At 75.9% G+C, this 24560-nt stretch carries 29 protein-coding genes and 1 tRNA gene; 17 read left to right on the top strand and 13 right to left on the bottom strand.

Annotated elements, in window-relative coordinates; all coding sequences use genetic code 11:
* Positions 1 to 2: 2 nt before the first annotated feature.
* On the bottom strand, positions 3 to 614 hold the full coding sequence (locus JUB12_RS11285) for an N-acetyltransferase (RefSeq protein WP_205695502.1): 612 nt from the start codon (positions 612 to 614) through the stop codon (positions 3 to 5).
* Between the two features lie 81 nt (positions 615 to 695).
* Here JUB12_RS11285 and JUB12_RS11290 point away from each other — a divergent pair, with 81 nt between their 5' ends.
* From JUB12_RS11290 to JUB12_RS11310, 5 genes are all read left to right on the top strand, one after another.
* On the top strand, positions 696 to 1442 hold the full coding sequence (locus JUB12_RS11290) for a bifunctional 2-polyprenyl-6-hydroxyphenol methylase/3-demethylubiquinol 3-O-methyltransferase UbiG (protein WP_205695503.1): 747 nt from the start codon (positions 696 to 698) through the stop codon (positions 1440 to 1442).
* 198 nt (positions 1443 to 1640) lie between these two features.
* Positions 1641 to 2150 (top strand): RNA polymerase sigma factor, encoded by a 510-nt coding sequence (locus tag JUB12_RS11295; protein WP_205695504.1) that lies wholly within the window; start codon positions 1641 to 1643, stop codon positions 2148 to 2150.
* Positions 2147 to 2779, top strand: a complete 633-nt coding sequence (locus tag JUB12_RS11300; protein ID WP_205695505.1) for a LuxR C-terminal-related transcriptional regulator — start codon at positions 2147 to 2149, stop codon at positions 2777 to 2779. Before JUB12_RS11295 ends, JUB12_RS11300 begins: the two co-directional genes overlap by 4 nt.
* A gap of 34 nt (positions 2780 to 2813) precedes the next feature.
* Complete coding sequence (locus JUB12_RS11305; RefSeq protein WP_205695506.1) at positions 2814 to 3365, top strand: ester cyclase; 552 nt, start codon at positions 2814 to 2816, stop codon at positions 3363 to 3365.
* A 9-nt stretch (positions 3366 to 3374) separates the two neighbouring features.
* The gene (locus JUB12_RS11310; RefSeq protein WP_205695507.1) at positions 3375 to 3926 is read left to right on the top strand and encodes a response regulator transcription factor; all 552 of its coding nucleotides are present in this window, start codon (positions 3375 to 3377) and stop codon (positions 3924 to 3926) included.
* A gap of 3 nt (positions 3927 to 3929) precedes the next feature.
* Here JUB12_RS11310 and JUB12_RS11315 read toward each other — a convergent pair whose 3' ends face one another.
* Complete coding sequence (locus tag JUB12_RS11315; protein WP_205695508.1) at positions 3930 to 5330, bottom strand: FAD-dependent monooxygenase; 1401 nt, start codon at positions 5328 to 5330, stop codon at positions 3930 to 3932.
* Positions 5331 to 5336: 6 nt separating this feature from the next.
* Positions 5337 to 7157 carry a M28 family peptidase gene (locus tag JUB12_RS11320; protein WP_205695509.1) on the bottom strand — a complete coding sequence of 607 codons (1821 nt, stop codon included), beginning with the start codon at positions 7155 to 7157 and terminating at the stop codon, positions 5337 to 5339.
* 82 nt (positions 7158 to 7239) lie between these two features.
* On the opposite strand from JUB12_RS11320, the gene JUB12_RS11325 reads away from it, so the two are divergent.
* Positions 7240 to 7749: a hypothetical protein gene (locus tag JUB12_RS11325; RefSeq protein WP_205695510.1), complete on the top strand. Its 510-nt coding sequence runs from the start codon at positions 7240 to 7242 to the stop codon at positions 7747 to 7749.
* Between the two features lie 45 nt (positions 7750 to 7794).
* Complete coding sequence (locus tag JUB12_RS11330; RefSeq protein ID WP_205695511.1) at positions 7795 to 9174, top strand: calcium-binding protein; 1380 nt, start codon at positions 7795 to 7797, stop codon at positions 9172 to 9174.
* Between the two features lie 42 nt (positions 9175 to 9216).
* Here JUB12_RS11330 and JUB12_RS11335 read toward each other — a convergent pair.
* From JUB12_RS11335 to JUB12_RS11350, 4 genes are all read right to left on the bottom strand, one after another.
* Positions 9217 to 9304 (bottom strand) — tRNA-Ser (locus JUB12_RS11335).
* A gap of 80 nt (positions 9305 to 9384) precedes the next feature.
* Entirely contained in the window at positions 9385 to 10956 is a 1572-nt protein-coding gene (locus tag JUB12_RS11340; RefSeq protein ID WP_205695512.1) for a choice-of-anchor I family protein, read from the bottom strand.
* Positions 10957 to 11034: 78 nt separating this feature from the next.
* Positions 11035 to 11577 (bottom strand): NlpC/P60 family protein, encoded by a 543-nt coding sequence (locus tag JUB12_RS11345; RefSeq protein ID WP_205695513.1) that lies wholly within the window; start codon positions 11575 to 11577, stop codon positions 11035 to 11037.
* A 22-nt stretch (positions 11578 to 11599) separates the two neighbouring features.
* Positions 11600 to 11950 (bottom strand): hypothetical protein, encoded by a 351-nt coding sequence (locus JUB12_RS11350; protein ID WP_205695514.1) that lies wholly within the window; start codon positions 11948 to 11950, stop codon positions 11600 to 11602.
* Positions 11951 to 12003: 53 nt separating this feature from the next.
* On the opposite strand from JUB12_RS11350, the gene JUB12_RS11355 reads away from it, so the two are divergent.
* Positions 12004 to 12174 (top strand): hypothetical protein, encoded by a 171-nt coding sequence (locus tag JUB12_RS11355; RefSeq protein WP_205695515.1) that lies wholly within the window; start codon positions 12004 to 12006, stop codon positions 12172 to 12174.
* Entirely contained in the window at positions 12171 to 12683 is a 513-nt protein-coding gene (locus JUB12_RS11360) for a hypothetical protein (RefSeq protein WP_205695516.1), read from the top strand. The genes JUB12_RS11355 and JUB12_RS11360 overlap by 4 nt, the downstream gene beginning before the upstream one ends.
* Positions 12684 to 12776: 93 nt before the next feature.
* Here JUB12_RS11360 and tadA read toward each other — a convergent pair whose 3' ends face one another.
* Complete coding sequence (gene tadA, locus JUB12_RS11365) at positions 12777 to 13250, bottom strand: tRNA adenosine(34) deaminase TadA (RefSeq protein WP_256436479.1); 474 nt, start codon at positions 13248 to 13250, stop codon at positions 12777 to 12779.
* A 67-nt stretch (positions 13251 to 13317) separates the two neighbouring features.
* On the opposite strand from tadA, the gene JUB12_RS11370 reads away from it, so the two are divergent.
* Positions 13318 to 14598: a S8 family serine peptidase gene (locus tag JUB12_RS11370; protein ID WP_205695518.1), complete on the top strand. Its 1281-nt coding sequence runs from the start codon at positions 13318 to 13320 to the stop codon at positions 14596 to 14598.
* A gap of 21 nt (positions 14599 to 14619) precedes the next feature.
* On the opposite strand, the gene JUB12_RS11375 is transcribed toward JUB12_RS11370, so the two are convergent.
* Positions 14620 to 15063: a universal stress protein gene (locus tag JUB12_RS11375; protein WP_205695519.1), complete on the bottom strand. Its 444-nt coding sequence runs from the start codon at positions 15061 to 15063 to the stop codon at positions 14620 to 14622.
* A gap of 30 nt (positions 15064 to 15093) precedes the next feature.
* On the opposite strand from JUB12_RS11375, the gene JUB12_RS11380 reads away from it, so the two are divergent.
* On the top strand, positions 15094 to 15867 hold the full coding sequence (locus JUB12_RS11380; protein WP_205695520.1) for a tyrosine-protein phosphatase: 774 nt from the start codon (positions 15094 to 15096) through the stop codon (positions 15865 to 15867).
* Positions 15868 to 15977: 110 nt separating this feature from the next.
* The gene (locus tag JUB12_RS11385) at positions 15978 to 16289 is read left to right on the top strand and encodes a hypothetical protein (RefSeq protein ID WP_205695521.1); all 312 of its coding nucleotides are present in this window, start codon (positions 15978 to 15980) and stop codon (positions 16287 to 16289) included.
* Here the strand turns inward: JUB12_RS11385 and JUB12_RS11390 are convergent.
* Entirely contained in the window at positions 16286 to 16747 is a 462-nt protein-coding gene (locus tag JUB12_RS11390; protein WP_205695522.1) for a hypothetical protein, read from the bottom strand. The two genes, JUB12_RS11385 and JUB12_RS11390, sit on opposite strands and share 4 nt — an antisense overlap.
* A 194-nt stretch (positions 16748 to 16941) precedes the next feature.
* Here JUB12_RS11390 and JUB12_RS11395 point away from each other — a divergent pair, with 194 nt between their 5' ends.
* The 5 genes from JUB12_RS11395 (at position 16942) to JUB12_RS11415 (ending at position 21324) form a co-directional block, all read left to right on the top strand.
* On the top strand, positions 16942 to 18291 hold the full coding sequence (locus JUB12_RS11395; protein ID WP_205695523.1) for a globin-coupled sensor protein: 1350 nt from the start codon (positions 16942 to 16944) through the stop codon (positions 18289 to 18291).
* A 43-nt stretch (positions 18292 to 18334) separates the two neighbouring features.
* Positions 18335 to 19501: a radical SAM family heme chaperone HemW gene (gene hemW, locus JUB12_RS11400; protein WP_205695524.1), complete on the top strand. Its 1167-nt coding sequence runs from the start codon at positions 18335 to 18337 to the stop codon at positions 19499 to 19501.
* 288 nt (positions 19502 to 19789) lie between these two features.
* Positions 19790 to 20683 carry a diguanylate cyclase gene (locus JUB12_RS11405; protein WP_205695525.1) on the top strand — a complete coding sequence of 298 codons (894 nt, stop codon included), beginning with the start codon at positions 19790 to 19792 and terminating at the stop codon, positions 20681 to 20683.
* 74 nt (positions 20684 to 20757) lie between these two features.
* Positions 20758 to 20925 (top strand): hypothetical protein, encoded by a 168-nt coding sequence (locus tag JUB12_RS11410; protein ID WP_205695526.1) that lies wholly within the window; start codon positions 20758 to 20760, stop codon positions 20923 to 20925.
* A 12-nt stretch (positions 20926 to 20937) separates the two neighbouring features.
* Positions 20938 to 21324 (top strand): thiol-disulfide oxidoreductase DCC family protein, encoded by a 387-nt coding sequence (locus JUB12_RS11415; RefSeq protein WP_205695527.1) that lies wholly within the window; start codon positions 20938 to 20940, stop codon positions 21322 to 21324.
* Here JUB12_RS11415 and JUB12_RS11420 read toward each other — a convergent pair.
* Genes JUB12_RS11420 through JUB12_RS11430 form a run of 3 tightly spaced genes read right to left on the bottom strand, consistent with a single transcriptional unit; the run spans position 21306 to position 24440 of the window.
* Complete coding sequence (locus tag JUB12_RS11420) at positions 21306 to 22055, bottom strand: class I SAM-dependent methyltransferase (protein ID WP_205695528.1); 750 nt, start codon at positions 22053 to 22055, stop codon at positions 21306 to 21308. The genes JUB12_RS11415 and JUB12_RS11420 overlap by 19 nt on opposite strands.
* Positions 22052 to 22606, bottom strand: a complete 555-nt coding sequence (locus JUB12_RS11425; protein WP_205695529.1) for a hypothetical protein — start codon at positions 22604 to 22606, stop codon at positions 22052 to 22054. Before JUB12_RS11425 ends, JUB12_RS11420 begins: the two co-directional genes overlap by 4 nt.
* Entirely contained in the window at positions 22590 to 24440 is a 1851-nt protein-coding gene (locus JUB12_RS11430; RefSeq protein WP_205695530.1) for an alpha/beta fold hydrolase, read from the bottom strand. Before JUB12_RS11430 ends, JUB12_RS11425 begins: the two co-directional genes overlap by 17 nt.
* Positions 24441 to 24560: the final 120 nt, after the last annotated feature.

Here is a 24560-nt window from a genome sequence, read left to right on the forward strand (position 1 = left end):
GGTCACGCCGGTCGCCACATCGTCTCCATGACCGGCGCGCCCGCGCCGGCGTCGACCGTCGCGTGGCGCGTGAAGCCGAACCGGCGGTAGAGCGCGTGCGGCCCTCCGGCGCAGACCTCGAGGTAGGTCCCCACCCGGTCGCGGGACGTCCGGGCCAGGGCCGCCTCGATGATCGCGCGGCCGACGCCGGTGCCCTGCAGCGCTGGGTGGACGCCGAGCACGAGCCCGGTCCAGTGCGGCTCCGGGGGCTGGGCGGCCTCGAGCCTCGTCAGGGCGCGCAGGACGCCCGGGACGCGGCGAGCGCCGACCGCCCGCAAGAGGGCCGGCAGCAGCGCGGCGTTCTCCCGCATGGGGAGGGGCATCGCCCCGGGGCCCATCAGGACGGCCGCGCCGGCCAGGCCGTCGTCGACGAGCACGAGCCCGCGGTGCTGGGCCATGCGCAGCCCGGCCGACATCCAGCGGGTGGCACGGGCGTGGTCACCCGCGGCGATCCAGCGGATGAAGGGGTCGTCGCGCAGCGCCAGCGCGAGCAGGCCGGCCACCTCGGGGCCCTCGTCGGGGCGCATGGGCCGGACCGGCGTCGTCGTCGTGGAGCTGTCGGTGCGCTCAGGCATGCTCCGGAGGACGCGCGCAGGGGCCTGGCAGCCCGGGACGACGTCCCGGGCGCGTGCGCCGCTCGCGCCGTCCTGGACGCCATGGAGCCCGCCTGGTACGAGACCTTCTTCACGCACCTGCCGAACGAGTTCTGGCGGCGCGCCGCCCCGGGGGCAGGAGCCGCGGAGGACGTCACCTTCTTCCTCGAGCGCTTCGGCATCACCGCGCCGGCCCGGGTCGTCGACGTCCCGTGCGGGAGCGGCCGGCACTGCCTTGCGCTCGCCGCGCGCGGTCACCGGGTCACGGGCTACGACCTCTCGGCCGAGGCGATCGAGCACGCCCGGGCGCTGGCTGCGCAGACGGGCCTGGACGTCGCCCTCCGTCGCGCCGAGATGCGGCAGGTCCCCCAGGACGGCGCTGCCGACCTCGCGCTGTGCCTGGGCAACTCGATCGGCTACCTGCCCGAGCGTGAGCTCCGCGTGTTCCTCGGGGCCCTCGCGGGGGCCGTGCGCCCCGGCGGCGGACTCGGGTTCGACTTCAACGCGACCGCCGAGTCGGTCCTGCCCGACCACGACGGCGCGCCGCGGACGATGGTCGCCGGCGACATCGAGGTCACGGCATCCGCCTCCTACGACGCGCCCCGCAGCCGGCTGCTCAGCCACTACCGCTTCGTGCAGGGCAGCCGCACCGAGGAGGCGACGGCCGTGCACCACGTCTACACCTGTGCGCACCTCGTCGCCCTCGTCGAGGACGCCGGGTTCACGGACGTGGAGTGCTTCGACGGCGTCAGCACCGCCCCGTTCGGCCTGGGGTCCGGGCGCCTCGTCGTCACGGCGGTCCGGCGCTGACCGCGATCGCGGCGGCGAGCTCACCACGCCCGGCGAGGTCGCGCTTGCGGTGCACGCGGGAGCGGTGGCACCAGGTGCTCGCCGGGCCCACGTCCGACGGGAGCACGGCGGCGCTGCGGGCGCCCACCGGCAGCGGCGCCCGAAGATCAGGGTGCTCCCCGGACGCGGCGCCGACGTCCTGGCCGCACCATGGCCGTCATGCCTCGCCTCCTCGACCCGGACGCGCTGCCGCGCCACCTCGATCGGCTGCATCGTGCCGCATGGGCGATGACGGGAGACCCCGTCGACGCGGACGACCTCGTGCAGGAGACCTGTGCCCGGGTCCTCGCGCGGCCGCGGATGGTCCAGCCCGAGGACGAGGTCGGCTACCTGCTGAGCGCGCTGCGCAACACGTTCGTCTCCCGGTGGCGCAGCGCGAGCCGTCGCGCCGAGGTCGTCGGGATCCCCGAGGGCCTCGAGGCGGCCGATCACGCCGGTGCCGAGGCGCTCGAGGACCGTGTCCGTGCGCGCGAGGTCCTCAGCTGGATCGCGGAGCTGCCGGACGCGCTCGCCGCACCGCTCGTGGCCGTCGACGTCGCGGGCCTCAGCATCCCGGAGGCGGCGGCCGCCCTCGACGTCGGCAAGCGCGAGACGCACGTGCGCCTCCTGCGCGCGCGGGCCGCGATCGGGCCCAGGCTCCGTCCTCGCGGCATGGCGGCCACCGCATGACGGTCGTCGTCGCGGATCACACCGGCGCCCTGGCCCGCACGCTGACGGCGGCGATCCGCTGCAGGTCGGCCGACGAGGCGCTGGACCTCCTGCGCCGCCACCGCGGCGACCGCCTGCTGGTGCACGGCGACCTGCCGTCCGAGGACGGCCTCGCACTCGCCGGCCGTGCCCAAGCGCTGCGGGTCACCGTCGTCCTGGCGCTGGCCGATCCCGACGCCGACCGTCTCGCCGCCGCCCTGCGCACGGGCGTGCGGGTCGTCGTCGACGTCGCGGCGCCGGCCGGTCTGCTCGTGACGGCGTTCGAGGCGGCGGCCCGTGGAGACCTGCTCGTCGCCCCCGCCTTGCGTGGCGCCCTGGACCTCCTCCTCGAGGGCGGCGGCGCCGACCCGTTCGGGCGGCTCTCCGTGCGCGAGCGAGAGGTCCTCTGCCACCTCGCCGGCGGCGCCGACCAGGCGCGGGTGGCGACCCGCCTCGGGCTGGCGCGCAAGACGGTGCGCCACCACGTCGCCAGTGCCCGCCGGAAGCTCGGTGTGGCCGACGAGGCGGCCGCCGTCCGCATCGCGCGCCGCGGCGGGTTGCGCCTCGGCGGTCCGGGGCGGCCGCCGGAGAAGATCAGGGTCCGCCCCTGACGCGAGGAGGGCAGGTCGGCCCGACGCTGTGGTCATGACCACCTCAGCAGCCGCTGCCACCTTCGACCCCCGCGCCGAGGAGGTCGCGCTCCGGGCCATCGCGGTCATGGCGCGTGATCCGGCCGACCCCGAGTTCGACCGTGTCGTCCACCCGGCGTGCGTCAACCACGAGGCCAAGGACGAGCCGCCGGCGGCCCGCGGCACCGGGCCCGCCGCCGTCCGCGCCACCGCCGCGTGGTTGCAGGCGGCCTACGCCGAGCTGCGGTGGGACGTCCACGAGGTCGTCGCTGAGCGCGACATCGTCGCGATCCACTGCACCATGTCGGGGCGCCACGTCGGGGACTTCGTCACCTACGACGCCGCGGGTCAGGTGGCCGAGGTCTTCCCGCCCACGGGCGCGACGTTCGCCACGACCCAGACCCACTGGTTCCGGGTGGCCGACGGGCAGATGGTCGAGCACTGGGCCAACCGGGACGACCTCGGCACGGCCAAGCAGCTCGGCTGGGTCCCTCCCACGCCGCGGTACCTGGCGCGCATGGCGCTCGGGAGGCGCCGCGCTCGCCGCGCCGCCGGCAAGGCCACCTGAATGCGGCGCGTGGCGGTCCTCGGCGGGACGCCCCTGGTGCGCCACGCCCTCGAGCACCTGGTCGACGACGACCTGGAGCTGGTCCGCGTGATCGGCTCCGCGGACGTCGCGGTCGCCGGCGGGCACGCCGTCCCGCGCGGCGACCACGGCGGCGCCGTGCTGCGGCTGCTCCACGAGGTCGATGGTGCGACCGTCGCCCGCACGCTGCGCGAGGGCGACCGGGGTGTGCTGCCCGACAGCGCCGAGCCGGAGGACGTGCGCCGCGCCATCGCCCTCGTCGCCGACGGGCTCACGGTCGTCGCCGGCGAGCTCGCCGACGTGCTCGTCGAACAGCTCGTGCGGACGTCCGGCGACGGGGGCCACCCCTTTCCGGCGCTCACACCACGCGAGCGCGAGGTCCTCGCCGGGCTGGCGCGCGGTGAGACCAACGGCCAGATCGCCCGGCGGCTCGGCCGCGCGACGAAGACCGTGCGCAACCACGTGTCGAGCATCTGCACGAAGCTGCAGGTGCTCGACCGCGCCCAGGCGGCGCTCGTCGCGCGCGACGCCGGCCTGGGCTGAGGCTCACCCCGCGAGCGCGGACGCCGCGTGGCGGTCGTCGGCCCACACGCCGAGCGGCACGCCGTCGGGGCGCAGCAGCAGCGCGCCCCGGCGCCCGACGCCGAGCGCCCGTGCCACGTCCTCGGGCACGCTGCGGACCTCGACCGGTGCTCCCGGGGCCGCGGCGGCGGCCGCCGCCCACGTGCCCGGTGCCGGACCGGTGACGAGCGTCCGCGCCGGGCCGACCAGGTCGAGCGTCGAGGTCGCCTCGTCGAGCCAGACGTGGGCGAGCCGGGCGCCGACGTCGAAGCGCCACTCGGTGTGCGCCGCCCGCTCGGACCCGTCAGGGCTGGCTGACCGTTGCACGTTGTGCGCGGCGACGGGCCGCCGGTCGGCCTCGTAGCCGTCCAGCAGTGCGGGCGGCGCCCAGCCGCGCAGCACCCACCCCAGCCGCCAGCCCAGCGCCTCGCCGCCGACGAGGGCCATCCCCAGGCCGGTCGCGCCACGTGGCGTGACGCGATGGGCGGCGTCGCCCGCGAGCAGGACGCGGCCGCACCGGAAGCTCTGGGCCAGGGCGGTGGCGTAGCGCAGCTCGACGAGCTCGTCGAGGGCCACGGGGAGGTCGGCCGCCCCGGCCGCCGCGCGCACGAGCGGCACGAGCGACGCCTCCGTCGCCTCCACCCCCGGGCGGCGCTCGGTCGCGTAGACCCAGCGGTCGCCGCCCGCCGGGATGAGCGCGCCGCCGGCGATCGCGTCGGTGATCGCGTAGATGAGGTGGCGCCGCTCGGGGGCGACGAGGTCCCAGAGCGGTCCCCGGACCCGGGCGCCGAGCGAGTCGCTGAGGCCCGTCGTCGCGTCGAGCTCGATCCCGACCGCGGCGCGGACGGCGCCCCGCACGCCGTCGGCGCCCACCACGTAGTCGGCCCGCACCGTCCAGGCCGAACCGCCGTCGGCGTCGCGCAGGCGCACGGCCACGCCGTCGGCGTCCTGGCGCAGGGCGACGAACACGACCCCGCGCCGGACCTCGGCCGCGGGCAGCGTCCGCAGGTGGTCCTCGAGCAGCGCCTCCACCACGTCCTGGCCCACGCACAGCGCGCGGGCGGGGCTCACGACGCGCGCCTGCTCGCGCGTGAGCATCCCGACCTCGAACGGCGTCCCCTCCCCGGCCCGAGCCAGGGAGGGGACGCGCAGCCCGGTCGTCTCGACGTCGAGGGCCGCGGCTTCGGCCTTCGACTGCAGGCCCCAGCGGCGCAGCCGCTCGACGGCCCCGGCGCTGAGCCCCGTGGCCCGCGGCCCGTCGGGGCGGCGAGCGAGGCGGTCGACGACGAGGCAGCGCACGCCGACCCGGGCCAGGGTGATGGCCGTCGCCAGGCCCGCGGGCCCGGCGCCGACCACCAGCACGGAGGTCCTCAGCCGATCGGGCACGCCGGCTCAGCCGCCCTGGGCGCAGCGGCGCAGCTCGCGGGCCTGGGCCACCGCACGGCCGTCGGCGGTGCGCGCCGTGACGCGCAGCTCGACGGGGTGGCGCCCGGCGGCGCGGGTGTCGACGACGAGGACGCGCCCGGCGAGCACGAGCACCTTCCCCGCGCTGACCGACGCCCGCACGTCCCGGAGCCCGCCGCGCAGGACGTCGACGTGCACCGCCTGCTCGCGGCACGGCCGGGCGCCCGTGACCAGCAGGCCGCCCTGGGTCTGGTCGACGGTCGCGTAGCCCTCGGCGATCGTCGCGGGGGTGTCCACCGTCGCGGTGATGCGCGTGACGTCGGCGTCGGTGGTCCCGGCCGGGACCGTGAAGCGGTAGCGGCCGTCCCCGAGCTCCGTGGCCGTGCCCTGGAGGCGGGCCCAGTGGTCGTTCTGCGCGACGCGCACCTTGACGGGCGCGCCCGTCACCGGGCTCCCCGTGGGGCTCGTGACCCGGACGTCGACACCGACCTCGCCGCCCGCGGGGGCCTGTCGCGGCGCCGACACCTCGACCTTGGGCACCTCGCGCACGGCGAGCTCCTGCGGCGTCGCGGTCTGCAGCGCGAGCAGGGCGTCGCGCAGGTAGTCGCTCACACGACGCAGCGACGCGCGGTCGACGCGTTCGGGCGTGTCCTGGGACGTGTGGTAGTACGGCGTCGAGGTGAAGGTCGAGAACCCCTGCACCCCGGCGCTGTAGAACGGCTGGATGTCGGTGGGCAGGATGCCGCCGCTGATCTGCCGGACGACCGGCGCCGGCAGGTCGCTGGCGACGTAGCCGTTGGCCGCGGCGGCCTGCTGCACGCGCGAGGTCATCGCGGGGGCGCTCGTGCCGAAGCGCAGCGCGGCCGCCCCCGCCTCGGCGGCGGTCATCTCGAGGTTGACGTCGAGCACGACGTCCCCGAGGCGGTCGCGGTGGCGGGCGACCCAGTCGTAGGAGCCGACCAGGCCGAGCTCCTCCGCGTCCCAGCCGGCGAAGACGACGGTGTAGGCGAGCGGCACGTCGCGCACCGCGTCGACGATGGACAGCAGCGAGCCGACGGCCGTGCAGTTGTCGATGGCCCCGGCGTGCCAGCTGTCGTAGTGCGCGCCGACGACGACCACCTTGTCCGGGTGGACCGTGCCGCGGCGCACGCCGAGGACGTTGCGGGCGACGACGTCCTCGCGGGTGGCCGCGACGTCGATCGTCACGGTGGCGCCGGGCCTCAGGCGCTTGCCGTCCTCGGCGCCGACGCTGACGGCCGGGATCGGGGCCGGGAGCTCCTGGGCGAAGCGCACGGTGCCGTCCTGGACCAGGTTGTCGGGCGCGCCGGAGACGTAGAGCATCGCCGCGCCGTCGTGGGCCAGCACCTGGGCGAGCTGCGAGGTCCGGTGGAACGCCTCGTCGCGGCGGACCATCACGACCTTGCCGGCGACGTCCTTGCGGGCGTAGTCGGCCGGGCGCCCCACGCCGACGTCGACGAGGTCCCCGCTGACGCGGCCCGTGCCCCCGTAGGCGAACGTCTCAGCCGGGATCGCGGCCCCGTCGGCCACGAGCGACGTGTGCTCGACCTCGAAGCGCGGGACGTGGAAGCTCTCGGTCGTCGTCGTCAGCCCCGCGCGACGGAACGCCCGCTCGATGCGGAGCGCCTGCGTGCGGTTCGCCGCGCTGCCGGGCGGCTTGGCGCCGAGCTGCGCGCACTGGCGCATCGCGTCGTAGGCGAGGTCGTCGGGCGCCGCGGCGAGGGCCGGGGCGGGCAGGGCGAGCGAGGTGGTGGCGAGCAGGACCAGCCTGCCCCAGCGGAGTCGGTGCATGCCGGCGAGGACGGCGCCGGCGCGGCGACGAGCCCGGGACGTCGTCCCGGCGGACCGGGCGGCGCGCGGCCGTCATCCAGGCATGCACAAGATCGCCACTGCCGCCCTCGCCACCACCGCCACCGCCGTCGCGACCGGCGCCCTGCTGGCGCCCGGCGGCCAGGCCGCGCCGGCCAAGACCGAGACGCTGCGCCTCTACGAGAAGACCCGCACCATGCAGCTGACGCGGGCCGACGGCACCGTGCACCGCAAGGTGCCGCTGCCCGAGCCGCGCCCCGGCGACGTCCTCGACGTCGTCTTCGACCTCCACCGCGGCGACCACCGCAACCACGGCAAGGCGCGGATCGGCAGCGACCACCTGCGCTGCACGTTCGGCGAGGCCGGGCCGCCGAGCTGCATCAGCCACGCGACGCTCGGCTCGTCGATGCTCGTCGTCACGGGCACCCCGGCGCGGATCGTCCTCGGGACCGGGCGCTACCTCGGCGCCACCGGCCGCGTCGTCTCCGCCAGGGAGGTCAAGGGCGTCCCGCCGAGCGACATCCGCCACAACGACATCGACGTGGTGGTGCAGGTGCGCCGGGCGGCGCGCTGAGGCGGCTGACGCCGCGCGGTCTACAGCCGTCCCCGCGGTGTGCCGATGGACGCCGCGATGTCCTCCATGTGCCGCGTGGCCGCCGTGCTCGTCCTCGTGCTGCCGGTCGTGGGCTGCGCCTCGGCCCGGGCTGCGGAGCTCGCGGGCGGCTTCGGCCCCCAGCGCCTCGAGGGCCGCGCAGGCGACGACGTCCTGCGCGGCTTGTCGGGCGACGACGTCCTGCGCGGCGGCCGCGGAGACGACCGCCTCCACGGGGGCAGCGGCAACGACCACGTCGACGGCGGTCCGGGCGACGACCGGATCGACGGCGGCGACGGCGACGACGCCCTGCTGGGCGGGCCCGGTCACGACTTCATCGTCGAGACCGGCCAGGGCAACGAACTGCGCATCGAGGGCGGCTCCGGGGACGACTACATCGACGCCAACAGCGGCGACGACCTGCTCGTGCTGGCCGGCAGCGGCGACGACGTCGTGCGGGGCGGCAACGGCAACGACGAGCTCTTCGGCGAGGGCGGCGACGACGTCCTGGTCGGCGACCGCGGCATCGGCGTCCTGCACGGGGGCGACGGCCGCGACCGCATCCAGGTCGGCTCGGCCACCGGCTCGTACTTCGGGCGGGGCAACGGCTGGCCGAAGGTCGACGGCGGCGAGGGTGACGACGAGGTCCAGCTCCTCAGCCCGGCGCAGGTCATCTGCGGCGGGGGCTGGGATGTGGTCGTGGTGCGCTACGCGTACGCGGCCGACGACGGCATCTACCGCGACGGCTGTGAGGAGGTGCGCGTCGCGCCTCCTCCGGACGGCGCGGCCGACGTCCTGGCCGGGGTCGTGAACCGCGGCAAGCTCGTCGGCGGCGCCGCGGCGGCCGCCCGCGGCACCCCCGCCCGCGACGAGCTCGGCACCGCCTCCGGCACGCCGGGCGACGACCGGCTGACGATCGTCACGCAGGACGGCCGCAACTTCCTGCCCGGCCTCGCCTGGGACGGTGGCACGCGCTGGTTCCCCATCGTCGCTCCGGGCGACCCGACCAGCCTGCGCGTCCTCCTCCTCGGCCGCGCCGGTGACGACCTCCTCACGGGCGGCCCGGCCGCCGACCACCTCGAAGGCGAGGTCGGCGACGACGTCCTGCGCGGCCGGGGCGGCGGCGACCAGCTCTACGGCCGCGCCCACGACGACGTCCTCGACGGCGGCGACGGTGACGACGTCCTCGAGGGCGGCCGCGGACGCGACGACCTCCGCGGCGGCCCGGGCAGGGATCGCCTCAACGGCGGCTACGACCCCGACCGCCTAGACGGCGGCCCGGGCAACGACCGGCTCACGAGCGTCAGCGGCGGCCGCGACCGCCTCGACTGCGGCCCGGGCCGCGACGTCGCGTACGTGGACCGCTCGGACCGCGTCAGCGGCTGCGAGCGCGTGCGCCGTCGCTGAGCGTCGACCCCCGGCGTGGCACCGGCGCGAGCCGTCCTGAGGCGGAGGGGGAGGGATTCGAACCCTCGGTACGGCAAAGCCGCACAACGGTTTTCGAGACCGCCCCGTTCAACCACTCCGGCACCCCTCCGCGAGGCCCGCTACGGGCGGACCGGCAGGGTAGCGCGCCCGGGCGGGTGGTCGTCCCCCGCCCGGGCGCGGCCGTCAGGGTCAGCCCGGGAGGTCGTCGCGGACCTCGTACACGCCGACGGTGCCGCTGACCTCGTAGGAGACGAGGACGAGCGGGCGGCCGGTCGGGGACTGGTCGGCGGGGACGGTGTCGACGCCCTCGGGCGAGACGTTGCCCGCCGACGAGGGCGAGTAGCCGACGAGGACGGCGCGGCCGGGGTCGGCGGTGAGGTCGTAGGTGTAGATCGCGCCCAGGCGCTCGGCGCCGAGGACGGCGAGGGTGCGGCGGCCGAGCTCGACGGTGCCGACGCCCTCGGGCTCGGGGCCCTTGTTGTCCGAGCGCTGGTCGAACGTGGCGGCGGTGCCCTCGCTGTTGAAGAGGTCGGGCTGGAAGGCCGCGGCGGTCTGCTCGAGCTCGGCGCCGGTGTCGTAGGTCATCCGCAGGTCGGTGCCGGACAGGATCGACATGGAGCGGGCGCCGAAGCTGTGCAGCTCGTCGACGTCGCCATCCCCGTCGGTGTCGCCCTCGACCTTCGAGACGTTCAGGCGACCGAGCTGGGGGTTCTTCTGGAGGTCGACGCGATTCGGGAAGGCGGTCGGGTCCAGCGTGAGGGACGAGACGCGGGCCTCCTCGGAGAAGCCCGGCCAGTCGCGCGCGTCGCCCTCGTTGGCGGTGGCGAGGTACGTGCGGTCGCGCACCTCGTAGGCCGCGATCGCGTCGGGCTGGGACATCCCCCGCACGGGCGCCGTGCGGATGTCGATCTTGCCGCCGTTGTTCGGGCCGTCGCGGTCGGACGGGTCGAACGCGTTCTCGGGGAGGCCGTGCTCCTTGCGACCCAGGCCGCGCACCCCGGACAGGGCGTTGAGCTTCAGGTCGATCGAGGCGACGGCGTTGGTCTCCTGGAGCGTGACCCAGGCGGTCGTGCTCTCCTCGTCGACGGCGACGTACTCGGGCTCGGCGTTCTGCGCGAACGTGTGGCCGGGGTAGCCGGCATGCGTGCCGGCGACGCCGCGCCGGTCGAGCGACGTGAAGCCGATGCGCTCGACCTCGGACGGGCCGGCCTGGTCGACCGGCGGGCGGACGATGCTGACCGTGCCCTCCGGGTCGATGCTGTCGGGCTGGCCGTAGCTCGACGGCTCACCCTCGTTGGCGACGAGGACACGGTGCCCGGCCGGGGTGAAGCGGACCATGTCGGGCTGCGAGCCGACGGTCACGGCGCCGCGGGCGCGCAGCGTGCGGGCGTCGAAGAAGGCGACCGTGCCCGGGGAGGTCTTCGGCGAGGCCTCGACGGCCACGGCGACGACCCCCTTGCTCGAGACGTCGACGGAGTTCGGCGTGGCGCCGTAGCTCCCCAGCGGGATCGACGTGACGAACGCCGGCGACGACGGGGTGCGCAGGTCGTAGACGTCGAGCCGGTTGGCGGCGGCGTTCGTGGCGAAGACGCGGCGCGTGCCGGCGTCGAAGGCCGCGATCTCCGCGGACGGCGAGGTGGGCGCGACGGCGGTGCCGAGCGGGACGAGCCCGACGGGCTTCGGGGCGGCCGTGGCGGTCGCCGGCGCGGCGGCGACGGCGGCCGTGGCAGCGGCGGCCAGGGACAGGCGGAGCGGGTGCACCCCCGCCTCCTACCACCGCCCTCCCCCGCCGACGAGGGGCGTTCACAGGACGCTCACGCCCGGGCGGCCGACCGGGGCTCAGCCGGTGACGCGCGCGGCGAGCACCGGGTACTTCAGGCCGCGGCGCGCGAAGCGGACCGCGTGGGCGACGTTGCCCTCGACGGTGAGCACCGCGCCGCCGCTCGGCTTCGTGCGCACGATCGCGATGTGGGACGCCTTGAGCCCGCGGCGGAAGGCGAAGAACAGGAGGTCGCCGGGGCGGACCTGGCCCTTCGGGATCGCCTTGAGCCCGCGCTGGCCGCGGACCGCGTCGGTGTACGAGCGGTCGGGGTCGATGAGCCGCGCCGAGAGCTTGACGCCGGCCCGGCGGAACGCCTCGTGGACGAACGCCCCGCACCAGGCCTGGCACGGCGGCGCCTCGAGCCCCATCGCGCGCTCCCACCTCGTGATGCGCGCCGAGCAGTTCGTCGTCCCACGCTCGCGGTGGCCGGCCTGCGACACGGCCCAGCTGACGGCCTTCGCGCGGGCGCCCTCGAGCCCGTCGCCGGCCGCGGGGGCGAGCGCGGGCGTGGCGGCCACGGCGCTGGCGACGACGGTGAGCAGGACGGCCAGGCGGCGCATCGGGCGCGACGCTAGCGCGACCTCAGCGCCGGCGCACCCGGAAGACGTCCACCTGGACCTGGCGCTGGCCGAACGACCCACGGAAGACGGGACCGGCGCCGGTCACCTGGTCGCCGGGGCGCGGGTCACGGCGCGGGCGCAGCCCCTTGCGCACGTCGAAGACCGTGATCCCCGGCGCGGTGATCGAGCCGCCCTGGGCGACGACGTGCAGGTCGCCGTCGCCATCGGGGTCGACCGACTGGATCGTCAGCACCGTGCCGACCGCCGCCCGGCACAGGGACGGCATCGTCCGGGTCGGGCACCGGGCCGGGACCAGCGGCGGCGACTCGGTGAGGCCGGAGGCGGCGATGAAGGCCAGCACCGCGGCGAGCACCGCACCACTGTAGGCGCACGACCGTCGGGTTAGGGCACCCGAACGCGGCTACGATGGACCTGAGCCCCATGTCGCTGCACGGTCCCTCCCGCACGATCGTCGTCGAGCCCGTCGAGCTCCCGGAGCGCGCGCCCGCGCCGGCCCGCGAGCCCCAGCCCCAGCCCGATCGCGCGCCCGAGCCGCAGCCGCCCGCGCCCACCCCGGAGCCCGTCCCCGCCCCGTGAGCGCGCAGCCGGCCGCCGCCGTCGCCCCGGACCTCGCCGGCGCCGTCGTCGGCTTCCGCGCCTGGCGCCTGGTCGGCGACCGCCTGCTGTCCCCCTACATCCCGTGCCGCTGGGAGGGGCGCCTGCTGCACGCGGACTGCTTCGACGCCAACCGCCGCCTGCAGCAGGGCCGCGGCTGGCTGGCCGAGCCCCACGCCTCGCCGCACCCCGACTGCCAGTGCGGCATCTACGCCTACCACCGGCCCGGCACCCAGGCCTACTACGGCGAGTTCGACTGGACCGAGGGCGTCGTCACCTGCTGGGGGCGCATCGAGGCCCACCGCGCCGGGCTGCGTGCGGAGCACGCGCGCATCGAGGCCCTCGCCCGCCCGCCGGCCAACGAGCCGCGCCGGCGCACGGCGGTCGAGGCGGTGGCCCGCCGGCTCGGCGTGGAGCTCGTCCCGCGCGACGAGCTCGAGGCGGTGGCAGCGCGGCTCGGCGGGCCGCTGCCGGAGTCGCTGCGCCCCTAGCGCCCCCCCGGGACATCCGTTGGCGCATCTTCCGTCTGCAGAGCGGAGGATCCGCCAATCGATGCTCGCCCCTGGGACCGAGGCCCTGCGGCCCTAGCGCCGCGCGCGGAAGAACGCCCGCAGCACCTCGGCGCACTCGTCCGCCCGCACGCCCCCGACGACCTCGGGCCGGTGGTTGAGCTGCGGCTGGGCCAGGACGTCGAGCACGGAGCCGGCCGCGCCGGCCTTCGGGTCCGTGCAGCCGAAGACGACCCGCGGGACCCGCGACAGCACGATCGCGCCCGCGCACATGGTGCAGGGCTCGAGGGTCACGTAGAGCGTCGCGTCGAGCACCCGCCACGAGCCCAGCGCGGCGGCGGCGCGCTGGAGGGCGAGCACCTCGGCGTGCGCCGTCGGGTCCTCGCGCAGCTCGCGCTCGTTGTGCCCTGCGCCGAGCACGCGCCCGTCGCCGGCCACGACGACCGCGCCGATCGGCACGTCGCCGTGCGCCTCGGCCGCCCGTGCCTCATCGAGGGCGAGCGCCATCCAGTCGTCATCGTGTCCAAGCGGCTGCACGCGAGCCGTCATCATGCCGACCACAACCACGAGGCTCTGCAGGCGTTCTCACCTGCACACGCCGATGATGCTGTCCCCGATGCGCCCTGCCCTCCTCGCCCTCGCCGCCGCCGGCGCCCTCCTGGGTGCGCCCGCCGCCGCGCACGGGGCCGACGCCGTCCCCGGCGAGGTCGTCGTCGCGACCGAGGGCCACGCGACCGCGGCGGCCGCCGGCGGGCCGCAGTTCCACACGGTCCGGACGACGGACGTGCAGGGCACCATCCGCCGCCTGCGCCGGCAGGACGGCGTCCGCTACGCCGTCCGCAACGTGAAGGCGCGTGCCGCGGCGTTCATGCCCGACGACGTCTGGCAGGGCCACCCGTGGCCGACGATCCAGTGGAACTTCGCCGGGCCGTTCGGCGTCAACGCGCCGGCCGCCTGGGAGCACCTCATCGCCGCCGGGCGCCCGGGCGGCGCCGGCGTCGTCGTCGCGGTGCTGGACACGGGCGTCGCCTACCGCCAGCGCGGCGAGTACCTCCAGTCGCCCGACCTCGACCCCGCCCAGTTCGTCGCGGGCTACGACTTCGTCGACGGCGATCCGTACGCCAACGACGCCAACGGCCACGGCACGCACGTCGCGTCGACCATCGGCGAGCAGACGAACAACGGCACCGGCCTCACCGGCCTGGCCTACGGCACGAAGCTCATGCCCGTCCGGGTGCTCGACGACCGCGGCGAGGGCGACGCCGCGACGATCGCCAAGGGCGTGCGCTACGCCGCCCGGCGCGGCGCGCAGGTCATCAACCTCTCGCTCGAGTTCTCCGCCGACGTCCGCCCGCGCGACATCCCGCAGCTGCTGGACGCCATCGACTACGCGCACGGGCGCGGGGCCGTCATCGTCGGCGCCTCGGGCAACGAGGCCGACGCGGTCGCCTACCCCGCACGCGCGGCGCCGGTCATCTCCGTGGGCTCGACGACCGAGCACGGCTGCCTGTCGGACTTCTCCAACCGCGGCTTCGGCCTGGACCTCGTCGCCCCCGGCGGCGGACCCGACGAGCTCCTCGCCCAGCCCGAGTGCCGGCCCCGCGGCCGGCGCGGGCAGAACATCGCCCAGATCACGCTCGTCGGCAAGGAGCGCCGGAGCTTCGGCATCCCCGGCAACTACAAGGGCACGTCGATGGCCGTCCCGCACGTCTCGGCCGCCGCCGCGCTCGTCATCGCCAGCGGGGTGCTCGGCGAGCGCCCGTCGCCGGTGGCCGTGGAGCGCCGGCTCGAGACGACCGCGCGCGACCTCGGCCCGACGGGCCGCGACCGCCACTACGGCGCGGGTCTGCTGGACGCGGGCCGCGCGACCGACCCCGCCGTCCCCGTCACCCCGTAGCGGCCCCGCGGCCGCCTCGGCCTAGGTCGTGCGGATGATGAGGACGCTGCAGGGGGCGTGGTGGCTGACCTTGTTGGGCACGGAGCCCAGCAGGAAGCGCTTGGCGCCCGTCATGCCCTTGTTGCCGACCACGATGAGCCCGGCGTCGCGCTCCTCGGCGACGTCGAGGATCGCGTCGGCCGGGTCGCCCTGGCGGGCGAAGGTCTCGACCGTCACACCCCGCTCCCCGGCCTCCTCGGCCGCGGCACGCAGGGTGGCGTCGACGTCCTCGCGCGGGTTGACCATCCACTGGAGGTCGCCCGGCACCTGCGCGGCCTCCTCGCGCAGGCGCGCGTCCGACACCGGCTCGTAGGCACTGACGACCAGGAGCTTGGAGCCCGTGGACTCCGCGAGCTGCACGGCCTGGTCGACGGCCTTGCGCGCCGTGTCCGACCCGTCGGTCCCCACCACGATCGATCCGAACATGGATGCGGACCCTATCGTTCGCGTCCGCGCGTGATCGACCTCCACTGCCACGTCCTGCCCGGCATCGACGACGGGCCCGAGGACCTCGAGGAGGCCCTCGGCCTCTGTCGCGCGCAGGTGGCCGCCGGGATCACGACGGTCGTGGCCACGCCGCACGTGGCATGGGAGTTCCCGGACAACGACGCCGCGCGCATCGCCGCGGGCGTCGCCAGCGTGCGCGACGCGCTCGCGCGCGAGGAGCTCGACCTGCAGGTCCTCCCGGGCGCCGAGGTGGCGCTGACGCAGGCCGCCGAGCTCGACGACGAGGAGCTGCGGGCGCTCACCCTCGGCGGCGGCCCGTGGCTGCTGCTCGAGCCGCCCCTCTCCCCCGCGGCGCCCGACTTCGAGTTCGTCCTGCAGGGCCTCGCGGCCCGCGGCCACCGGCTCCTCGTCGCCCACCCCGAGCGCATCCCCGCGTTCCTGCGCGACCGCGAGGTCGTCGAGCGCTGCGTCGCCGAGGGGATGCTCATGCAGGTGACGGCCGGTTCGTTCGTCGGGCGCTTCGGCCGCGACGTCCAGCGCTTCGCGATGGGGATGCTCCAGGACGGCCTGGTGCACAACGTCGCCTCCGATGCCCACGGCCCGTCGCTGCGCCGGCCGCCCGGCGTGCGCGAGCAGCTCGAGCGCGTCGGCTACGGCGACTGGGTCGACCACCTCTGCCGCGCGGTGCCCGAGGCGCTGCTGGCGGGGACCGAGCCGCCCGAGCCGCCCGAGCAGCCGACGCTGCGCCGCCGGCTCTTCGGCGGGCTCAGGCGAGCTTCGTGATCGCGATCACGATCCCCGCGAGCACGAAGACGCAGCAGAGCACCTGGGTCCAGAACCAGAACGGCGACATGGCCCGAGTCTGCCGGACCCGCCTCTAGAGTGACCTCCTCGTGGCCGCCGGCGACGACCCCCCTGCGCTCTCCCCGCGCGCCGCCGAGATCCTCCGCGAGATCGAGGAGGAGACCCGCCGCCGCCGCGAGGGCGTGGAGGCCCCGCCCGACCCGCCCGCCCTCCCGGTCCCGGCCGCCGCGCCACCCACGACGGTCCCCGAGGTCCTGGATGACGACCGCATCGTCGTGCTCGCGACGGAGCTGGCGCGCGAGGCGCAGCTGGCCGGCCGGCGCATCGCGGCCCTCGAGGACGCGCTCGCCGAGCTCGAGCAGCTCGTCGGTCCGCCGGCGCCCGAGGCGCCCTCCGCCTAGCTCGCGCCGAGCTCGTCGTTGATCTGCTTGATGGCGCCGTTGATGTCGGCGCTGATCCGCGAGACGCGGGCCTTGAAGTCCGTCTCCGCCGCGAGCACGCGCTGCGGGTTCGAGGACCCGGCGGCCGTCTTGAAGCGGTCGATCTCCGTGCCGTAGCGCCCGATGACCGAGGTCAGCCGCTGGTGCAGCTGGGCGACCTCGCCCGGCGGGTCGATCCGGCGCAGGCGCGCCACGACGTCGTCGACCGCCCCGCGGAAGCGCGTCAGCGTCCGGCGGTCCTGCTCGGGCGTGCTCGTGGCGCTGATCCCGGTCTCGAGCTGCTTGACGGTCCCGGCGAAGGCCTCTTGGGCCTCGTTGACCTGGCCGACGTAGCGGTTGGCCTCGTCGTCCGAGCCGCAGCCGGCCACGCCCCCGGCGGCCAGCAGCGCGACCGTCACCAGCGCGGTCAGGCGTCGCATCGGGCCGGACCCTAGCGAGCTTCGCGGACCGGTCCGTCCGGGTCCGCCGAACGGATGACCCCGGTCCACGGACACCTGGACACCTCTCGGCGGCACCACACCGCCGTTCGTCGCAGTTGGCACGGCTGGGCTCTTGAGGGACGCCCGTCGCGGCCGAACCAAGGGTCATCGCCCTCTCCGACTCAAGGACCCACATGGCTGCGACCGCTTCCAACCCCGCCTCCTCCGTCGACACGCAGGGGCGCCCCGTCCACGTCTCCCAGCAGAACTGGCGTGACCTGCTGGCGCTGACCGGCCTCAACACGCGCGACCTCGAGCTGCTCGGCGGCACCTCGCTCGAGGGCCGCGGCAAGGAGGTCGTCGAGTCCTTCTACTCCCGCATCCTGCAGGTGCCGGAGCTCCGCCAGATCATCGAGGACAACTCGAGCGTCGACCGCCTCGCCGGGACCCTCGAGCGCTACTTCGCGACCGTCGTCAGCGGCGTCGTCGACGACGGCCGCATGACCGGCATCGAGCGCATCGGCGTCGTCCACGACCGCATCGACCTGCCGATTCAGGCCTTCCTGTGCGCGATGCTCGGCATCGACCGCGTCGTCATCCCGGCGCTCATCGAGCTCTACCAGGACGACCCGACCACGCTGGCCCAGGCGATCATGGCCTACCGCAAGGTCACGACGGGCGACCTCGCCCTCGTCACGCAGTCCTTCCTGGACGCCCGCGAGGGCAAGATCGGGACGCTGATCGGCGAGATCGAGCAGCAGACCGTGACCCTCGGCGAGCAGCAGGGCGAGCTGACGACGCGCGCCGAGACCCTGGCCGCCGCGGCGCAGCAGTCGCACGCCTCCGCCACCGAGCTCTCGAGCGTCTCCGGCGAGGTCGAGTCGCAGGCCGGCAGCGGCAAGGAGCAGATCGGCCTCTGCGTCGAGCTGGCCTCCAACGGCGAGCAGGTCATCGCCGAGACGGAGCGCGCCTCGTCGGAGATGGGCGTCGCCGTCGACGCGATCCGCGAGGAGGTCACCGACCTCACCGAGCAGATCCGCCGCACCTCGACGATCGTGAAGTCCATCGGCGAGATCGCCGACCAGACGAACCTCCTGGCGCTCAACGCCGCCATCGAGGCCGCCCGCGCGGGCGAGAACGGCCGCGGCTTCGCCGTCGTCGCCGAGGAGGTCCGCAAGCTGGCCGACCTCACCCGCTCGTCGCTGAAGGACATCACCGAGCTCAACGAGCGCTCGCTGAAGGCCATCAACAACGTCGACGGCGCCGTCGGCACGACCGCCGAGAAGGCGAGCTCCGTGGGCGACCAGGCCGTCGCCGCCAAGGACTCGTTCGTCTCGATCGCCGAGGCCGTCCGCGGCACGGCGCAGATCCTCGAGGAGATCGCCGGCGGCATGACCATGGTGTCGCGCTCGGCCGACGAGCTCACGCAGATCTCCAAGAACGTCGCCGGCACGGCCGAGGGCATGAACGGCCTGGCGACCTCGCTGTCGCACACCGTCGAGCAGGCCCAGAACACCATCGAGCAGGCCCGCGGCGGCAAGTAGTCCTCGTCGCCGGGCGCCTGGCGCCCGGTGCCACACTGGGCGGGTGACCTCGGGGTCGCCCGCCCAGCTGTCGTTCTACGTCCACGTGCCGTTCTGCGCGACGCGCTGCGGCTACTGCGACTTCGTCACCTACACGGCCGACGAGCTGCCGGGCGGAGGCGCGCGCGAGGCGTGGGCCGACGTGCTCCTGCGCGAGCTCGACGTCGCGCGGCGCGAGCTCGGCCCGCGCGAGGTCGCGACGGTCTTCTTCGGCGGCGGCACGCCCACCCTCCTGCCCGCCCGCGACCTCGCGCGCGTGCTCGAGGGCATCGACGCGCGCTTCGGCCTCGCGCCCGGCGCCGAGGTCACCACGGAGGCCAACCCCGAGACCGTCGACCCCGCGAAGCTCGCCGACCTGCGCGCCGCCGGCTTCTCGCGCGTGTCGCTGGGCATGCAGCACGTCGCGCCGCACGTGCTCGACGTGCTCGAGCGCGTCCACGCGCCGGGCCGTCCGGTGCAGGCCGCGCGCGAGGCCCGCGCCGCCGGCTTCGAGCACGTCTCGCTGGACCTCATCTACGGCACGCCGGGCGAGACCGCCGCCGACTGGGACCAGGCGCTCGACGCCGTCCTGGACGCCGGCGTCGACCACGTCAGCGCGTACGCGCTGATCGTCGAGCCGGGGACGCGACTGGCGGCCCGCGTGCGCCGCGGGGAGGTCCGCGAGCCCGACGACGACGAGCTCGCCGAGCGCTACGAGCAGGCCGACGCGCGGCTCGCGGCCGCGGGGCTGCGCTGGTACGAGATCTCGAACTGGGCCGCGTCGGACGCCGCGCGCTGCCACCACAACATCGCCTACTGGACCGGCCGGGACTGGTGGGGCGCCGGGCCGGGCGCCCACTCGCACGTCGACGGGGTGCGATGGTGGAACGCCAAGCACCCGACGGCCTGGGCCGAGCGGGTGACCGCCGGGGAGGTCCCCGCCGCCGGGCGCGAGGTGCTGACCGCGCGCGAGCGCCGTACGGAGCGCCTCCTGCTCGAGGTCCGCCTCGCCGAGGGCCTCGACGCCGCCCTGCTCGGACCCCATGGATCGCGGGCCGCGCAGCGCCTCGCGGACGACGGCCTCGTCGTCGTGCGCGACGGCCGCGTCGTGCTCACCCGCCGTGGCCGGCGGCTCGCCGACACCGTCACGCTGGCGCTCGACGACGACCGAGACGCCGCCCGCGCCGCCTAGCCCGCAAGACGTTCGGGGCCATCGACGACCGCGAGCCTGTCGATCCCGGCGTCCCACGCCGGAGATCGCAGGGTCACGCCGTTCGAACCCTCAAGACCGCCCTCGGAGGACGCGCCCGCCGGCCGTTCCCCCTCCCTCGGCGGATCGACCCGCACACCCGCGGGTCGATCCGCCACTCGTTGCCTGAGGCGGGACCGTCCACACCGCGACGAGCGTCGTCCGCCGTCCGCCGTTCGCCGTTCGCCGACGGGCGCTCACAGGTTCGGGCGCGCTGCCGAAGCAGTGGGTGTGACCGGAGCCGCCGCATCGGTCGTCGTCGTCGACGACGACGCCGTCGTGCGCACCGCGCTCGAGCGGCACCTGGTCTCCCGCGGCCACCGCGTGAGCTGCGCCGCCGACGGTCACGGCGGCATCACGATCGCGCGGCTCGCCCGGCCCGACGTCGTCCTGCTCGACCTCGAGCTGCCCGACGTCCACGGGCTCGACGTCCTCGAGCGCCTCGGCGCCGGCCCTTCCACGGCGGGCGTCCCCGTCGTCGTGCTCACCGGCTCGACGGAGGAGGAGATGCTCGTCGAGGCCCTGCGCCGCGGCGCCCACGACTTCGTCGCCAAGCCGCCGCGCTGGCCGGTGCTCGACGCGCGCCTCGGCGGCGCCATCCGCGTCAAGCGCCTCCAGGACGAGCTGCGCGCCGCCAACGAGGACCTCGCCCGCCAGGCGGCGACGGACCCGCTGACCGGGCTGCCCAACCGCCGCCAGGGGACGCTCCTGCTCGAGCGCGCCCGCGCCTCGTGCCGCGAGGCGGTCGTCCTCAAGATCGACGTCGACCGCTTCAAGCAGATCAACGACACACTCGGCCACGCCGCGGGCGACGAGGCCCTGCGCGAGGTCGGCCAGGCGCTGCGCGGGGCGCTGCGCACCGACGACGAGCTCGCCCGCTGGGGCGGCGACGAGTTCGTGGCGGTCCTCCACGACACGCGGCTCGACGAGGCGACGTTCGCCGCCGAGCGCCTGCGCCGCGCCGTCGCGCTGCACCCGCCGCTCGTCGGCCTGGGCGGGGTCTCGGTCTCCGTCGGGGTCGCCCGCCTCGGCGACGCGGGCGTCGAGCCGGCCCTCGCGTCGGCCGACGGGGCGATGTACGCCGCCAAGGGCGCCGGCCGCGACGCGGTCCGCACCGGCGGCTGACGCGCGTCACCCGAAGGGGTGGTCTGCCACCAGGTGCGGTGGCGCGCGCGGGGGTCCACGGGCACCCTCGGGCCATGACCACGATCCAGACGACCTCCACGATCCTCTTCGTGGCCGTCGCCGTCGTGCTCCTCGCGACGGTCGGCCCGCAGGCCCCCGTGCTCATCGCGCTCGGCTTCGCCGGCGCGGTGCTCGTCAGCGCGCTGGCGCGCACGGACGGCAGCCCCCACCGCGGCACCTGAGACCATCCGCGGGTGCTCGTCCTCTGGGACCGGGACTGCGGCTTCTGCGCCTTCGTCCTCACGACCCTCCTGCGCGCCGACCGGCGCGGCGAGGTGCGCGTCGCCACGATCCAGTCGCCGGAGGGCCAGCGCCTGCTCGCCGACCTGCCCCCGGAGCGCCGCCTGGCGTCGTGGCACGTGGTGCTCGACGACGGCCGGCGCCTCTCGGGCGGGGAGGCCCTCACCGCGGCGCTGCGCGAGCTCGGTCCGGCGACCAGGCCGCTCGGTGCCCTCACGGGCGCGATGCCCGGCGTGACCGACCGGTCCTACCGGTGGGTCGCCGGGCACCGGCGCCTGCTCTCGCGGCCGATCCCGCGCGCGCTCAAGGAGCGCGCCCGCGATCAGCTCGCCCGCCGGTAGGTCGAGACGACCATCGGCAGCTCGGGCGCGACCTCGTGGCCGGCCCACGTCGCGTGGCGGGCCTCGAGCTCCAGGCCGGCGGCCGCGGCCATCGCGTCGAGCGCGTCCGGGGCGACGAGCAGCGCCGCCTCGGAGGCCACGCGCGTGTCGCCGTCGTCCACGAGCAGGTGGGCGAGCTCCCACAGACCGCCGTCGTGCAGTGTCATCTGGCTCAGCAGCGCCGTGCGCGGCGGGTCGACCGGGAACAGCCGCGTCTCGGTGCGCCGGCCGTCGTGCAGGAGCGCGACGTGGTCGGGGTTGTGGGTCTCGACGACCACCGCCGCGCCCGGCGCGGCGGCCGCCGCGAGCGTGTGCAGCGCGGCCTGCTGCTCCTCGCGGTGCAGCAGGATCGTCAGGGTCGCCAGCGCGCAGACGACGAGCCCGTGGCCGCCGCCGTCGCGGAAGTCGCGCAGGTCGCCGAGCACCGGCTCGACGTCGCCGCCCATCCGGGCGAGCTCGGCGAGCATCTCGGGCGAGGCGTCGACGCCGACCACGCGACCGACCCGCTCGGAGAGCGGGACGGCGAGGCGGCCCGTGCCGACGCCGAGCTCGAGCGGCGGACCGTCCTGCGGGCGGTGCAGCGCCGCGAGGCGCGCGACGGCCGCGTCGACCATCGCGCCCTCGCGGGGGAACAGGCGGTCGTAGAACGGCGCGAACTGCTCCCCGTAGGCCGGGGCGTGGGTGGCGCTCACGCCGGGGCCTCGTCCAGCGCGAAGAACGGCGAGCTCAGGACGTAGTCCGGGTCGCCGCTCTCGTCGTAGCCGGTGTGGCGGGCGACCAGGAACTGGAAGCCCTTGGGCCGCGGGCCGTCGCCGTGGCGGCGCAGCACCTCGACCTCCACGCGGTTGCGCAGCAGCTCGAAGGCCACGGTCTTCGTCACGTCGGAGCTCGGCTGCCCGAGCACGGTGATGACCTCGTTGGCGACGTCGAACATCCCCTTCTCGCGGCGGCGGTCGGCGAAGAAGACGACGTGGGCCCAGCGGCGGCTCGCGATCGGCGCGGTCTCCTCCCACGGCGTCGTCGCGCCGTCCGCGGTCACGACGCGGTGCAGCAGGTGGAAGTCGTGCTGCGCGGGCTCGGGCGCGAAGAAGCGCCAGTTGGGCAGCACGAGGCCCAGGCGGTCGAAGCGCCGCAGGCCGTCGAACAGCCGGTGCGGGTGCTGGCTGGCGGCGGTGGCCAGCAGCCAGCCGCCCAGGGCGCCCGACAGGGCGACGGTGGCGCCGCGGTCAACGGGCGAGGACATGGATGCGCTCCTCTCGGTCGGTGCGGTCGTGGTCGGTGGTGGTGGCCCGGCGCACGAGGTCGGCGAGGTGGCCCGCGACCTCGGTCGCGGCGCGCTCGTCGCAGACGATCCCCTCGTGGCCGACGCCCGCGACCTGCTCGTGGCGGCAGTCGCCCGACAGGCCGGCGAGCTCGCGGTGGAGGTCCAGCTGCACCGGGTCCAGCGTCGCCGTGTGCTGGGCGGTGAGCACCAGCAGCGGCAGGTCGAGCTCGGGCAGATGGCCGTCGAAGGCCTCGAACTCGCGCTCGGTGGCGGTCCACTCGCGCAGACCCGCGGCCCACATGCGCGCGTCGCGGTACTCGTCGAGGAACCGGCCGCGCACGGCCTCGGGCAGCGTGTAGTCGGGGTCCTCGACGAGGCCTCCGAGGCCGAGCGACAGCGACGGCGCGACCATCTTGAGGTTGTCCGTGACCCGCCGGCGGCCCTTGGCCTGGCGCGAGGAGCGCTCGAGCTCCCCGGGGTGGCTGGAGTCCACGAGCGCGAGGCCGCGCACGAGCTCCGGGTCGCGCAGCGCGGCGCGCATCCCGATCCACCCGCCGAGCGAGTGGCCGGCCACGACCACGCCGCGGCCCTCGCCGACGTGGCGGCACACGTCGACGAGGTCGTCGACGGACTGCTGCACGTCGTAGGGGTCGGGGGCGTGGCGGCGGCTGGCGCCGTAGCCGGCGCGCGCGTAGGTGACGACCTGGTGGCGGCCCTCGAGCGCGTCGGCCGTCCAGCGCCACAGCTGCGGCGTGGAGAGCAGGCCGTGCTCGAGCACGACGACCGGGCCCTGCGCGTCGGCCGGCCCGGTGCGGCGCAGCACGAGCTCGTTGCCCAGGCGGGTCGTCAGGACCTCCTCGTCGGCCGCGACGCGCAGGACGCGCTTGCGGCGCTGGGCCTGGGCGGCGAAGCCGGCGGCCAGGGCGCCGGCGCCGAGCGCGGCGGTGACCTTCGGCAGCGTGTCGTCGCGCAGGCCGCGGTTGCGGCGGTCGGTCGTGTACAGCACGGCGGGGTGCATGGAGCCGAAGGCCCAGACGAAGCGGCCCAGGCCCATGACGCGGGCGTTGACCAGGTGGAAGGCGGCCGTGCCGTGCAGCCAGGCCGGCGCGACGCGCCCGCCCCACAGGAAGACGCTCGGGAACAGACACTCCATCCCGAGCACCGACGTGGCCAGCACGCGGCTCGTCCTCGGGAAGCGCGTGAGGAGGCGGTGCATGTCGCGGTCGCCGTACGTGCGGGTCCGCGTCACCGCCGGCAGCGCGCGCCCCGAGCGCCACGTCTCGCTGGCGACCTTCACCCAGCCGGAGGCCGCGTAGGAGAGCGTGGCCTGCAGCGCGACCGACCAGAGGACCGAGTCGACGAGCGCCGGACGGCGGTGCAGGCCACGGGCCAGCGCGGTGGCGCTGGACACGAGGAAGCCGACCTGGTCGGTGCCGTCGGTGCCGTAGTGGGCGCGGGGGTGCAGCAGGCCGGAGGTGGCGACGATCGTCGCGTCGGCCAGCGTGCGCGTCCGGCGGCCCGTCGGGGCCAGCAGCGCGAGCCCCGCGCCGATGCGCGCGAGGTGCAGCGCCTTGGTCACGGCGGGGCGCGCCACGACGTCGACGACCTTGGCCGTACGCGGGGCGACGCTGTGCAGCTTGCGCCGCGCGACGTCCCAGTCGTTGAACCCGCCGTGGGTGCGGTCCTGCGGGCGGGCGAGGTGCTCGGCGCTGGAGACGATCTGCGTGACCGCATCCAGGCGCTCCATGCGTCCGAGCGTGCGTTCGCGGGTCATGGGGGCCGGCTCGAGGATGCGGCGGACGACGTCCGCCATGCCCCCGTTCCGGCGCCAGAGGGTGGTGGCTCGACTCATCACACCCTCTCGGATACCGGGGTCGTGGGCTCCGGGAAGCGGGACGTCATCCGTCCGGGTGACCTCCGGGCGGTCGGGCGG

This window comes from Conexibacter sp. SYSU D00693 (assembly GCF_017084525.1).
Taxonomy (GTDB): domain Bacteria; phylum Actinomycetota; class Thermoleophilia; order Solirubrobacterales; family Solirubrobacteraceae; genus Baekduia.